Genomic DNA, 12,392 nt, shown 5'->3' on the forward strand with positions numbered 1-12,392 from the left:
GGGGATGCTCCCGCAGGCTCAGGGCACCAGCACGGTGGCGCCGGTGGTGGCGCGCGACTCGAGCGCGCGGTGCGCCTCGCGTGCATCGGCCAGCGCGAACTGCTGGCGCGGTTCGCTCACGATGCGCCCGGCCAGCACATGGCCGAAGAGCTCGTCGGCCATGGCCAGCATGTGGGCGCGCGGCTGGATGTAATGCATCATCGCCGGCCGCGTGACCCACAGCGACCCCTTGGCCGCCAGCTGCATGGTGTCGATGACCACCGGCCCGGAGGAGGTGCCGTTGCTCACCAGCACGCCGCGCGGCTGCAGGCTGTCCAGGGACGCCTGCAGCGTGTCCTTGCCCACCGAGTCGTACACCACGGGGACGCCCTTGCCATCCGTCAGCTCGCGCACGCGCTGGGCGATGTTCTCGCGCGAGGTCACGATGGTGTGGGTGCAGCCGTTGGCCTTGGCGATCTCGGCCTTCTCGTCGGAGCTGACGGTGCCGATCATGGTCACGCCCATGGCACGCGCCCACTGGCAGGCCACCAGGCCCACGCCGCCGGCGGCCGCGTGGTACAGGATGGTCTCGCCGCCGTTGAGCGGATGGACCTGGCGGAACAGGTACTGCGCCGTCATGCCCTTCATCATCAGCGTGGCGGCCGTGCGGTCGGACACGCCATCGGGCAGCGGGATCAGCACCTCGGCCGGCATCACGCGCGCTTCGGAGTACGCGCCCTGCGGGCCGATCAGGTAGCCCACGCGGTCACCGACCTGGATGTCGGTCACGCCGGGGCCCACCGCCTCCACCACGCCCACCGCGTCCGAGCCCAGGCCGTTGGGCAGGGGCAGCGGATACACGCCGGTGCGGAAGTAGATGTCGATGAAGTTCACCGCGATGTAGCTGTGGCGCACGCGCGCCTGTCCGGGGCCGGGATCGCCGACGTCCACCTGTTCCAGTTCCAGCACCTCGGGACCACCGGTCTGGTGCAGTCGAATGGCTTTGACCATGTCTCTCTCCTTCTCTCTCGTGTAGCGGGGAGGTGGCGCAACAAGGGCGCGCCACCGGGATGGGATGGCGGCGGCTCAGGCCGCTGCCAGTTCCTCGATGAATTCGTGGGCCCTCGGCCAGGGGCCGAAGCCGGAAGCGGGGTTGAGGTGCCCCACTTCGCCCAGGTCGGCCAGGCGGCTGCCCCAGCCCTGTGCCAGTTGAACCACGCGCATCGCGTCGCCCAGCGGGTCGTTGCGGCTGAAGGCCACGATGCTGCGAAAGGGCAGCGGACACCGCGGCACCGGCAGCCAGCCGGCGGCGTCGAGCTCGGCCAGCGTGGGGTAGCCCGCCGGCATCGGCTTCTCGAAGTCCGGCGGCGCGGCCAGCAGCGCGCCCTGCACGGGCCGCGTCGTCCGCTGCGCCCAGTGCGCAAGGGTGATGCAGCCGCCGCTGTGCGCCACGATGACGATCGGCCCGTCGACGGCCTGGGCCTCCCGCTCGATGGCGGCCACGCGGCCGGCCAGCTCGAGGTTTTCGCGGCCCATGGCCGGCACCGTACGCACCCGAGTCAGCTGCGCTACCAGGAGCGTCTGCCAGTGCTGCGGGACGTGGTCGCGCAGGCCCGGGACTACGAGGATCGTCGGCGCCATGGTCTTCACCGGATCAGGCCACGCGGCGCAGGAAGCCCTGCTGCCGGCCCTTGGGGTTGGGCGCGAAGCCGTTGGCGGCCAGCGACTCTTCCACGGTTTCGTAGAACACGCCGATCTTCAGGATCTCGCGCGCTTCCTTGCCGTTGGCCACTTCGCGGCCGAACTCCTTGGCCATGCGCACCAGCTGCTCGACCTGCTGCACGGTCGTCATCTTCTCGGTGCGCGACTGGTTCCAGAGGTTGTCCTCGATGCCGCAGCGCACGTGCAGGCCCATGGCCATGCCCATCATGTTGATCGGCAGCACGTTGCGCATGCTGCTCTCCACCGTGAGCATGGAGCCGTCGGGGATGGCGCGCAGGAAGTTGGCCAGGCTGTAGACGTTGGGCGCGTCCATGCCGCCGCTGATGGCCACCCAGTTCATCACCAGCGGGCCCTTGTAGATGCCGCGGCGCATCAGGCGCTCGACCGTCTCGTAGCTGTTGATGTTGTAGAACTGGAAGGCGCTCTGGATGCCCGCGGCGCTGAGGCGGCGCACGTGCTCCTCGATGAAGCCCGGGCCCGAGGGCACGATCATCTCGCGGTAGGCGGCGTTGTTCTGCGGGTCGGCCAGCGAGGTGCCGGCGATGTCTTCCGCCTCCATGTGCTCCAGCACGTTCATCTGCGTGGTGTTGACCGTCACCGTCACCTGGTCGGGCTTGGGGTCCAGTTCGGCCAGCATGTGGCGGGTGTCGTCCTTGAGCCACTTGGCCGAGGCGCCGTCGTTCTCGGGGGCGAAGGAGATCGAGCCGCCGACCTGGATGATCATGTCCGGCACGGCCTTGCGCACGCCGGCGATCAGCTCGTTGAACATCGACAGGCGCTTGGAGCCCTTGCCGTCCAGCTCGCGCACATGCAGGTGCAGCACGCTGGCGCCGGCGTTGTAGCAGTCCACGGCCTTCTGCACCTGTTCATCCATCGTGACCGGGATGTCTTGCGGGAAGTCCGAGGGAATCCACTCCGGGCCGTAGGGGGCAGCGGTGATGACCAGCTTGTCCTGGTTCTCGGGGAAGAGGTGTCCGTCGAGGAAGTTCATGATGTGGCGTCCTGTGTGTGTTGGGCTGGGTTCGGGTCGATCAGTACGTGGCCTCGCCGACGATTCCGGCGCGTTCCATCTTTCGGTGGCAGGGCGGGTAGTCCATGACCGCGTAGTGCTGGGTGCTGCGGTTGTCCCAGAAGGCCACGCTGTTCTTCTTCCAGCGCCAGCGCACCTGGAACTCGGGGATCGCGGCCTGGCTGATCAGGTAGTGCAGCAGCTGGCTGGCGGCCGGCGCGTAGTCCTGGCCAAAGCGCACGTTGGCGGCGGTGTGGAAGTTGGTGAAGTGCGTGGTGAAGGCGTTGACGAAGAGCACCTTCTCGCGCGTTTCCGGATGGGTGCGCACCACCGGATGCTCGGCATCGGGGAACTGGGCGTGCAGGGCCAAGCGCTTCTCGATCGGCATGGCGGCGCCGAAGCTGGCCTCGATGCTGTGGCGGGCGCGCAGGCCCTCGATCTGCTTCTTGACCGTCGCGGGCAGGCGGTCGTAGGCCGCGACCATGTTCACCCAGATGGTGTCGCCGCCCACCTCGGGCGTCTCCACGCAGCGCAGCACGCAGCCGAAGGGCGGCTTCTCGCGCCAGGTGGCGTCGCAGTGGAAGGAGTTCTCGTAGCGGTCGTTGGGGACCTCGGGCGACTTGTAGATCTGCACCAGGCCCGGATGCTCCGGGTCGCTGCCGGCCACCGGGTGGTCCTCCAGCTCGCCGAAGCGGCGGGCGAAGGCCACGTGGTCGGCGCGGGAGATGTCCTGGTCGCGGAAGAAGAGCACGCGGTGCTTGAGCAGCAGGATGCGGATCTCGCGCGTCAGCGCTTCGTCCCGGGCGGCAACGCCCAGGTCGACGTTGAACACTTCTGCGCCGATGGTGCAGGTGAGGGGCTCGGCCCGCAGCGCGTCGCCGAGTACGGCGGCCGGGACGATGGCGGGGCTGCCGGCCTTCTGCGGGCGGATGGGGCTGGTGGTGGTTGTGGTCATGCCTGTTGTCTCCTTCGCGAGGCCGGCGCTGGGGCTGGCCTCTGGTGGTTCCATCGAACCGCAGGGGCGGCTCTCATGGATACGAAGAATAGGCAGCGGGGGGTGTTTCCACCCCCTTCTCGCGGCAGGGGGGAGGGACAGCTGGCTGCCAGGTCATGGGGGGTGCCGTGCCGTTGAAGCACGACGTAGGAACAATTTCTTGCTTCCATACAATGAAGCAAAAACCGTTTAAATTGCTTCACTAAAAGCTATCAGAAAGCGCTATAGTGCTTGCCCAAAGGCTAGCAATGAAGCCGGAATTTCAACTCCTCAAACTCGAGCAACTCCAGAGCGCGACCCAGGCGTTTGCCGCTCTGCTGAACAATCGGCCACCAAAGCGCGGGTGGCTGAAGGAAATCCGCGAGGCCTTGGGCCGCACGGAGCGGCAGCAGGCCCAGCTTCTGGGAATCACCGGGCCCACGCTTCACAAGTCGGAGGCGGCAGAAGCCGAAGGGCGGATCACGCTCGCGCAGTTGCGCAAGCTGGGGGATGGCCTCGATTGCGAACTCGTCTATGCCCTGGTGCCCCGCAAGCCCCTGGGCGACATGGTGAATGAACGCGCACTGGAACTTGCGAAGAAGGAAGTCATGGGGGTGGCCCACACCATGAGCCTGGAAGACCAGCGGCCCTCCGATGCACGACTGCAGAAGCAGCTGGAAAGACGCAAGGACGAACTGCTGCGCGGAAAGTGGTCCAAGTTGTGGCGACCCTAGATTTCGATGAACAGGACGGCCAGACGCGGCTGGACCCCGACGAGAAGGCCGGCTTGATTCCCGACTACCTCGAGACGCGCGGCCAGCTCAACGACTGGGAGCAGGAGAACATCCTTCAGGCCACTCGATGGCTGTCGAGGCTGAGAGCGCCCGACGTGCTGAGCGAAGGCTTCTGCCGGCTTCTACACCAGCGCATGTTCGACGAGACATGGGCATGGGCGGGCACCTTCCGCAAGTCCGACAAGAACATCGGCGCCGATTGGCGCCAGATCGCCACGCGGCTGAACCAGCTTCTGGGCAATGTGCGCCATCAGGTCGACAGCATGGCCTTCCCGCCGGACGAACTGGTCGCGCGTTTCCACCGCGACCTGGTGTGGCTCCACCCTTTTCCCAACGGAAACGGCCGGCACTCGCGGATGATGGCCGACGCCTTGCTCACGCAAATGGGTGGCAGACCCTTCAGCTGGGGGCGTGGCGCCACCGCGGTCGGCGCGAGCGAGCTTCGTGCGCAATACCTCGCCGCGCTGCGCGCTGCCGACGACAACGACTTCGCAGCGTTGCTGGCCTTCGTGCGCAGCTGAGAAAAGCCTCGACGCTCGGGCAGCGTGCGTTGCGATCGCTCGTCAGCCCGTCGCGCCGATCAGCCCCAGGATCCGCGCCCGCTGCACCACCTGCTTGCGCGAGCCCGCATCCAGCTTGGCGAACAGGTTCTTCACATGCCACTTGATGGTGGTCTCGCCCACCTGCATGGCGTTGCCGATTTCCTTGTTCGACAGGTTGCGCGCGAGCAGTTCCAGCACCTCGCGCTCCTTGGGCGTCAGCACCATGCCCGGGCCGACGACCGGTGGGCGTGGGACCACCGGCGGCGCGGCGGCAGGGGGTGGGTTCGCGGCGGCCGCCGGCTGCGAGAGTTGCTCGATCTGCGCCTGCACCCAGGCGCCCAGGTCCGGATGCGCATCCACGAAGACCCGGCGCAGCCCGTGCGCCTGGGCCAGGTCGGTGGCCTCGCGCAGCAGGGCGCGGGCGTCCTCGCCGCAGCGGTCCAGCGCGAAGGCGCGCAGGCCCAGCATTTCGATGTGCAGGCGGCCCTGCTTGAGCTGCAGCGCTGCCTCGTCGGCGCGCGCCAGCGGGGGCAGCGCGCCGCGCCAGTCCTGCGCCGCGATGGCGGCATAGGCCCTCGCCTGGTCGGCCAGCAGGTCGACCCGGCGGCGCCACAGCACGCCGACGGGCAGGTCCGGGTCGTCCAGGCGTGCGTCGATCTGCGCGACCAGCTCCCGGCAGCTCTGCGCGCGGTAGCGCCGCGCATGCAGGATCACCTGCTCGCTGAGACTGGCGATGCCCAGGCGCGGCAACTGGCGCGCCGCGCCGGCTGCGTCCAGCGCGCCCAGCAATTCCAGCGCGCGGTGCTCCGCGCCTTCGGACAAGGCCAGCCGCGCCAAGGTCCGGTAAGCCAGCAGCAGGCATTCGGGGAGGCCGCCGCGCTCCAGCACGTCGAGGCGGTCGGCCAGCAGCGCGGCGGCATCGGCCGGCCGGTCGCATTCCCACGCCGCCGCCGCGAGCAGCGCCGCCAGCATGCAGGCCAGCCCGTTGCGCCGGCCCAGTTCGGCCTCGGCGCGGGCCACGGACGGGCGCAGCAGCGGGTCGGCCAGCAGCGCCTGGCCCTCCCACAGGTAGCTCAGGCCGATGATCAGCTCGCCCCAGCGCCCCAGGAAGCCCACGCCATGACCGAACTCGCCGCGCGGCGCCTGCTGCTGGCGCAGGCGGGCCAGCGCCGGCTCGCCTTCCAGCAGCGCACGGTAGGCCGTGCGGTTGGCCTGCACCTGCTGCAGCATCGGGTCGTCGTTGAGGGGGTAATCCGCCCAGGGCGCGTGCAGCTCGACAAAACGGTCGGGCAGGTCGGCGAAGACGGCTGCGCTGCCCAGGATCAGCGCGCATTCGCAGTGCAGCCGCTCGTCCACCTGCGGCTGCGCGAGGATGCGCGCGACCAGGCGCTGGGCCTCCTCGTGCCGCTCGCTGATGGCCAGCGTCCAGGCGGCGGCCAGCAGCAGGCGGGGGCGGCGGTCCAGCTCGGCGGCCGGCAGCTGCGCCAGCCACTCCAGCACGGTGCCGTGCCGGCCGTGGCGCATCAGCGACTCGTACAGGCTGCGCTCGGCCAGCTCGTAGGCGCGCTGGGTCTGGCCCGCGGTGAGCGCATGGCGCGCCGCCGGCTCGAGCAGCCCGTGCTCGGCCAGCCATTCGGCGGCACGCGCATGCGCCTGCGACTGTTCCGCAGCCGGCATCTCGGCGAAGCGCTGGCGCAGCACGTCGCGCGCCAGGGTGTGCATGCGCAGCCAGTCGCCCCGCTCGGCGGCGGCGAACACGGGCGTGTCGCGGGACAGGCGCGCCAGCCGCTCGCTCGAATCTGCGTGGCCACTCACCGCGCGGCACAGCTCGGGATGCAGGTCGTCCAGGATGGCGATGCGCGCCAGGAAGTCGCGGTCGGCGGCGTCGAGCTTGTCCACCAGCAGCTTCACGAAGTGGTCGTGCAGCGCGCCGTCCAGGGCCGCCATGCCCGCCACGTCGCCGCCGCGGCCCAGGATGGTGAGCGCCAGCTGCAGCCCGAGCGGCCAGCCTTCGGTGAGAGCGTGCAGCCGCGCGGCGCTGTCGTGGTCGAAGCGGCTGCCCAGGCGGGCGCGCACCAGTTCCAGCGTTTCCTCCAGGCGGAAACGCAGCTCGCCGGCACCCAGCTCGGCGCACTGGCCGTAGGCGATGAGGTCGTCGATGTCGAAGCGGATGTCGGGCCGCGCCGCCACGATGGTGCGCAGGTTGGGCGGCGCGTTGCGCAGCAGGTAGGCCAGGGCCTCGCGCGAGGCCTTGGGCAGGCGCTCGGCCTCGTCGACGACCAGCACCATGTCGATGGCCGACTGCGCCATCTCCGCCAGCCACACGGTGATGCCGCCCAGGCCATCCGCGCCGCCGGGACCGCCGGGGCCGCCACCCTCGAGCAGGGTGTGGGCGAAGGTCTGGCGCCCGGAGCCCTGGCGCACCGCCAGGGCCAGGCTCTGGGCCAGGCGCTGCGGGTCGTCCTGCGCCTGCGCCGACAGCCAGGCCACCACCGAGCCATGCGCCAGGTGCTCGAGGCGCCACTGGGCCAGCAGGGAGGTCTTGCCGAAGCCCGGCGGGGCCTGCACCAGGATGGCGGGAAAGCGCCGCAGCCCCTCGTCATCCGCCAGTAGCCGGGAGCGGGGCACCAGATGGCGCGGCACCCTCGGCGGCAGGACCCGAAGGAGCAAATCGTCTTGAGCGTCGAGCGTTCCGCGCGTCACCTGTTCTGTCTCCTCCGGCGCATGGGTTCGGGGAAATTCTAGTTCCGCCCCGCCTTGACAAGCGATCGGGGGCGGCGGAACACTGGCCCCGGGATCGAGGAAAGGGAGCCAGGGCGCAACAAGTCCAAGCAGAGACGCGCAGGGTCGAACCAGGAGTTCTCAATGACAAAAGGCAAGAAGGCCGGCAGGCAGGACACGGCCTCCGAAGTGGATCGCCCATCGGCGCCCGAGGACAGCGCCGTGCCGGCCAAGGGCGACAAGCAGGAGCCGCTTTCGAGCAAGGCCTACGACAAGGCCATGAAGGAACTGCACATCGAGCTGGTCAAGCTGCAGGAATGGGTCAAGCACGCGGGCCTGAAGGTCTGCATCGTGTTCGAGGGCCGCGACGGCGCGGGCAAGGGCGGCAGCATCAAGGCCATCTCCGAGCGTGTCAGTCCGCGGGTGTTCCGCGTCATCGCGCTGCCGGCGCCCACCGAGCGCCAGAAATCGCAGATGTACTTCCAGCGCTACATGGGCCACCTGCCCGCGGCCGGCGAAATCGTCATCTTCGACCGCAGCTGGTACAACCGCGCCGGCGTGGAACGGGTCATGGGTTTCTGCACCGAGGAGCAGTCCAAGGCCTTCCTGCAGGGCGTGCCGCTGGTGGAGCGCGCCATCGTCGACTCGGGCGTGATCCTGCTCAAGTACTGGCTGGAGGTGAGCCCCGACGAGCAGACGCGCCGCCTCAACGGCCGCATCGAGGACGGCCGCAAGATCTGGAAGCTCTCGCCCATGGACATCAAGTCGTACACGCGCTGGGACGACTACTCGCGTGCCCGCGACGACATGTTCAAGGCCAGCGACTCGGCCTGGGCGCCGTGGTACGTGGTGCGCTCGGACGACAAGAAGCGCATGCGCCTGAACCTGATCCGCCACCTGCTCAGCCAGATCCCCTACGAGGACGTGCCGCGCGAGAAGATCAAGCTGCCCAAGCGGCAGATCAAGTCGGCCGCGCAGCCGAATTACGTGCGCAAGTTCGTACCCGAGGTCTATTGAGTTGACCACTCCCGCAGGCGCGGGCAGCATCGGCACGCCGGCGCCCAACGCCTTCATGCGCTGGCTGCCCGGCCTGCGCACCCTGCGCAGCTACGACCCCGCCTGGCTGCGCCACGACATCGTGGCCGGGCTGGTGCTGACCACCATGCTGGTGCCGGCGGGCATCGCCTATGCCGAAGCCTCGGGCATCGGCGGCATCTACGGGCTGTACGCCACCATCATCCCGCTGCTGGCCTACGCGCTGTTCGGACCCAGCCGCATCCTGGTGCTGGGGCCGGACTCGGCGCTGGCGGCGATCATCATCGCGGTGGTGGCGCCGCTGGCCGCGGGCGACCCCCAGCGCGCGGTGGCGCTGGCCAGCGCGATGGCGGTGGTGTCGGGCCTGGTGTGCATCGTCGCGGGGCTGGCGAAGCTGGGCTTCATCACCGAGCTGCTGTCCAAGCCGATCCGCTACGGCTACATGAACGGCATCGCCTTCACGGTGCTGCTGAGCCAGCTGCCCAAGCTCTTCGGCTTCTCGGTCGATGCCGACGGGCCGCTGCGCCACATCCAGGCCTTCGTACTGGCGGTGATGGACGGCAGGACGGCGCCCGCCACGCTGGCCGTGGGCGTGGGCACGCTCGTCCTGATCCTTCTTGCGAAGCGCATTCCGCGCGTGCCCTCTGTGCTGGTGGCGGTGGTGGGTGCCACGCTGGTGTCGGCCTTCTTCGACCTGCACGAGCGGGTGGGCCTGCCGGTGCTGGGCCCGCTGCCGCAGGGGCTGCCGGCGCCGGCCTTGCCGCTGATCGGCTGGGCCGACCTGCAGCCCGTGCTGATGGGCGGCGTGGCGGTGGCGCTGGTGTCCTTTGCCGACACCAGCGTGCTCTCGCGCGTGTTCGCCGCGCGCACCCGCACGCAGGTCGACCCCAACCAGGAGATGGTGGGCCTGGGCGCGGCCAATCTCGCGACGGGCTTCTTCCAGGGCATGCCCATCAGCAGCAGTTCCTCGCGCACACCGGTGGCCGAGGCCGCGGGCGCACGCACGCAGCTCACCGGCGTGGTGGGCGCCATCGCCATCGCGGTGCTGCTGATCGCCGCGCCCAACCTGCTGAAGAACCTGCCCAGCGCGGCGCTCGCGGCGGTGGTGATCGCGGCGGCGATCGGGCTGTTCGAGTTCAAGGACCTGGGGCGGCTCTACCGCATCCAGCGCTGGGAGTTCTGGCTCTCGGTGGCCTGCTTCGCCGGCGTGGCGGTGTTCGGCGCCATCCCCGGCATCGCCATCGCGGTGCTGATCGCGGTGATCGAGTTCCTGTGGGACGGCTGGCGCCCGCACTACGCGGTGATGGGCCGCGTGCAGGGCGTCGGCGGCTTCCACGACATCACGCGCTACCCCGATGCGCAGCGCATCGACGGGCTGGTGCTGTTCCGCTGGGACGCGCCGCTGTTCTTCGCCAATGCCGAGCTCTTTCGCGAGAAGGTGCTGGCGGCGGTGTCCGAATCGCCCACGCCGGTGCGCTGGATCGTGGTGGCGGCCGAGCCGGTGACCAGCGTGGATGTCACTTCCTCCGACATGCTGGCCGAGCTGGACGAAGAGCTGCAGGCGCGCGGCATCGAACTGTGTTTCGCCGAGATGAAAGACCCGGTCAAGGACAAGCTCAAGCGCTTCGGCGTGTTCGACCGCTTCGGCGCATCGACCTTCCATCCCACCCTGGAAGAGGCGGTGTCGGCCTACTTGCTGCAAGCGCCCGCGAAAGCGCCTGTTCCGTAACGCCCGCGCCCTATCATGGCGAGGCACCCAGATTTCAAGCAACCGAGGAGAACCGCATGGCACGCCTTTGGATTGGAAACATCGAGGACAAGACCACCGACGAGGAACTGCAGGAGCTGCTCACCAAGTACGGCTTCCCCAAGTTCGACGCGATCGAGCGGGTGGCGGGCGACGGCTCGCGGCCGGCCGCCATCTTCACCTTCGAGGCGGCGTCGCCCGAGGGCCTGCAGCTGCTGGTGCCGCGCATCCACGACCTGTTCTGGAAGCATCGCAAGATCACCGTGCAGGTGATGCGCGACAACTTCGCCTGAACGGAGGCGCGGCATGGGCCTGCTCGGCCGGATTTTCGGCGGCAAGGACGCGGACCACGCGCCGCAGGATCCGCGCGTGCCGCAGACGGTCGCCCGGGTGCTGGAGATGCATGCGCGGCTGCGCCTGGCCCCGCGTTGCGAGGCCCGGCTGGCCGACGCGCTGGCGCCCGCGCTCGCCCACATCAGCGCGCTGGTGGCGGGCGTGCCGCGTGCGCACGAGGCCACCACCGCGGCCTGGTCCGGCGACCCCTACATGCGGGCCTATTTCGCCGCGGCCGACGACATCGGCCAGGTGCTGGCCCGCTCGCGCACGCTGCGCGCTTTCTTCGACGAGAACGCCGGCGCCGACACGGCCTTCGCGGTGATGGGCATGGCAATGAACGAGCGCCGCACCCTGGGCGTGGCCCAGGTGGGCGAGCAGACGCGATCGGACGTGCGGCAGACCACGCTGGGCTTCTCGGACCACCACATCCGCCTGTGCGGCGCTGACGAGGACGAACTGCGAGAAGAAGTGACGCGCCGCATGATCGACCAGCTGGCCATCGAAGGTTTGGCCAAGGTGGCAGCCGACACCTCGATGCGCGAGGACCTGGAGCACGACCGGGCCCTGCTCGCGACCCGGCTGCGCCTGCTCGAGCGCCAGGGCGCGGGCCTGCGCGGCATGGTGGGCGCCGAGGACGAGGCCGCCGACCCGGGCGAGATGGCCCGCGTACGCGCCGAGGTGGAAGAAAACGAGCAGCGCCTCAAGGACCTGGGCCCGCGCTCCGAGGTACTGTCTCGCCAGCTCGACACGCTGTGCGAGACCTTCGCCAACGCCCCCACGCTGCTGCAGGTCTCGACCGAGAAACGCCGCCTGGACCGCATGAACGTCGTCGTGGAACACGGCGTGGGCGACGAAGCCGGGAGCCAGGTGCTGGAATTCAGGCTGGCGCGCGTGCCCGGCAACCCACCGCAGCAGCGCGCGCTGGCGCTGCTGAAGATCGCGCGGGCCGACGTGCCGCGCGCCGTGAACCCGCTCGACAACGCCGAGCGCCTGCTCTGAGCCTGACGCGCCTCAGTCCTTCGCCAGTGCCAGCTTGACGATGCGCGTGCTCGCATCGTCGGGGCAGGCCGATTCCGAAAATCCCAGCCGCTTCGCCAGCCGCCGCATCGGCGCGTTGGCGGAGAGCACGTAGCCCTCCATGGTGCGAAAGCCATGCGCCCGCGCGGCGTCGATCAGCGTGTTCATCAAGGGCGTCGACAGGCCCTGCCCCTGCCAGTCGTCCAGGATGGTGATGGCGAACTCGCAGCAGTCGCTGCCGGCCGCCGACGCGTAGCGCGCGCCGGCCACGATGGGCCGCGCCTCGCCTTCCTCGGGCAGCACCACCAGCGCGAACTCGCGCTGCGGCTCGGGGTGCGTGGCCGCCTCGTAGGTGTGCTCCGGCAGGTCGCGCACTGCCGTCATGAAGCGGGTGTAGCGCGCGTCGGGCGAGAGGCTGAGCACGGCCGCGTGCAAGCCCTCGCGGTCTTCGGGCCGGATCTCGCGCACGGTGACGCGGCGGGCATCGCGCAGGGTCAGCGAAAGAGGCAGCGGCATG

At 69.6% G+C, this 12,392-nt stretch carries 12 protein-coding genes; 6 read left to right on the forward strand and 6 right to left on the reverse strand.

Features of this window, described 5'->3' with window-relative positions:
* Positions 1 to 18 precede the first annotated feature (18 nt).
* From BM345_RS16990 to BM345_RS17005, 4 genes are all read right to left on the reverse strand, one after another.
* The gene (locus BM345_RS16990; RefSeq protein WP_093381337.1) at positions 19 to 990 is read right to left on the reverse strand and encodes a quinone oxidoreductase family protein; all 972 of its coding nucleotides are present in this window, start codon (positions 988 to 990) and stop codon (positions 19 to 21) included.
* A gap of 75 nt (positions 991 to 1,065) precedes the next feature.
* Positions 1,066 to 1,620, reverse strand: coding sequence for an RBBP9/YdeN family alpha/beta hydrolase (locus tag BM345_RS16995; RefSeq protein ID WP_093381465.1), 555 nt, complete (start codon positions 1,618 to 1,620; stop codon positions 1,066 to 1,068).
* Between the two features lie 13 nt (positions 1,621 to 1,633).
* Positions 1,634 to 2,692 (reverse strand): beta-keto acid cleavage family enzyme, encoded by a 1,059-nt coding sequence (locus BM345_RS17000; RefSeq protein ID WP_093381338.1) that lies wholly within the window; start codon positions 2,690 to 2,692, stop codon positions 1,634 to 1,636.
* Between the two features lie 40 nt (positions 2,693 to 2,732).
* Positions 2,733 to 3,581 carry a TauD/TfdA dioxygenase family protein gene (locus BM345_RS17005; protein WP_093381467.1) on the reverse strand — a complete coding sequence of 283 codons (849 nt, stop codon included), beginning with the start codon at positions 3,579 to 3,581 and terminating at the stop codon, positions 2,733 to 2,735.
* Positions 3,582 to 3,952: 371 nt separating this feature from the next.
* On the opposite strand from BM345_RS17005, the gene BM345_RS17010 reads away from it, so the two are divergent.
* Together BM345_RS17010 and BM345_RS17015 are read left to right on the forward strand one after the other, a co-directional pair.
* Positions 3,953 to 4,417 carry a mobile mystery protein A gene (locus tag BM345_RS17010; protein ID WP_093381340.1) on the forward strand — a complete coding sequence of 155 codons (465 nt, stop codon included), beginning with the start codon at positions 3,953 to 3,955 and terminating at the stop codon, positions 4,415 to 4,417.
* Entirely contained in the window at positions 4,405 to 4,998 is a 594-nt protein-coding gene (locus BM345_RS17015; RefSeq protein WP_093381342.1) for a mobile mystery protein B, read from the forward strand. Before BM345_RS17010 ends, BM345_RS17015 begins: the two co-directional genes overlap by 13 nt.
* Before the next feature lie 42 nt (positions 4,999 to 5,040).
* Here the strand turns inward: BM345_RS17015 and BM345_RS17020 are convergent, their stop codons facing one another.
* Positions 5,041 to 7,647, reverse strand: coding sequence for a winged helix-turn-helix domain-containing protein (locus tag BM345_RS17020; RefSeq protein WP_254789779.1), 2,607 nt, complete (start codon positions 7,645 to 7,647; stop codon positions 5,041 to 5,043).
* Between the two features lie 237 nt (positions 7,648 to 7,884).
* Between BM345_RS17020 and ppk2 the strand changes: the two genes are divergently transcribed.
* The 4 genes from ppk2 to BM345_RS17040 are packed head-to-tail and all read left to right on the forward strand — an operon-like array spanning position 7,885 to position 11,857.
* Positions 7,885 to 8,757 (forward strand): polyphosphate kinase 2, encoded by an 873-nt coding sequence (gene ppk2 / locus BM345_RS17025; RefSeq protein ID WP_093381345.1) that lies wholly within the window; start codon positions 7,885 to 7,887, stop codon positions 8,755 to 8,757.
* Between the two features lie 55 nt (positions 8,758 to 8,812).
* On the forward strand, positions 8,813 to 10,504 hold the full coding sequence (locus BM345_RS17030; RefSeq protein ID WP_093381469.1) for a SulP family inorganic anion transporter: 1,692 nt from the start codon (positions 8,813 to 8,815) through the stop codon (positions 10,502 to 10,504).
* 56 nt (positions 10,505 to 10,560) lie between these two features.
* Positions 10,561 to 10,815, forward strand: coding sequence for an RNA recognition motif domain-containing protein (locus BM345_RS17035; protein ID WP_093381346.1), 255 nt, complete (start codon positions 10,561 to 10,563; stop codon positions 10,813 to 10,815).
* A 13-nt stretch (positions 10,816 to 10,828) separates the two neighbouring features.
* Positions 10,829 to 11,857 carry a hypothetical protein gene (locus tag BM345_RS17040; protein ID WP_093381348.1) on the forward strand — a complete coding sequence of 343 codons (1,029 nt, stop codon included), beginning with the start codon at positions 10,829 to 10,831 and terminating at the stop codon, positions 11,855 to 11,857.
* A gap of 12 nt (positions 11,858 to 11,869) precedes the next feature.
* On the opposite strand, the gene BM345_RS17045 is transcribed toward BM345_RS17040, so the two are convergent.
* Entirely contained in the window at positions 11,870 to 12,391 is a 522-nt protein-coding gene (locus BM345_RS17045; RefSeq protein WP_093381350.1) for a GNAT family N-acetyltransferase, read from the reverse strand.
* Position 12,392: the final 1 nt, after the last annotated feature.

The sequence above is a fragment of the Variovorax sp. OV329 genome (assembly GCF_900114785.1).
GTDB lineage: Bacteria > Pseudomonadota > Gammaproteobacteria > Burkholderiales > Burkholderiaceae_C > Variovorax.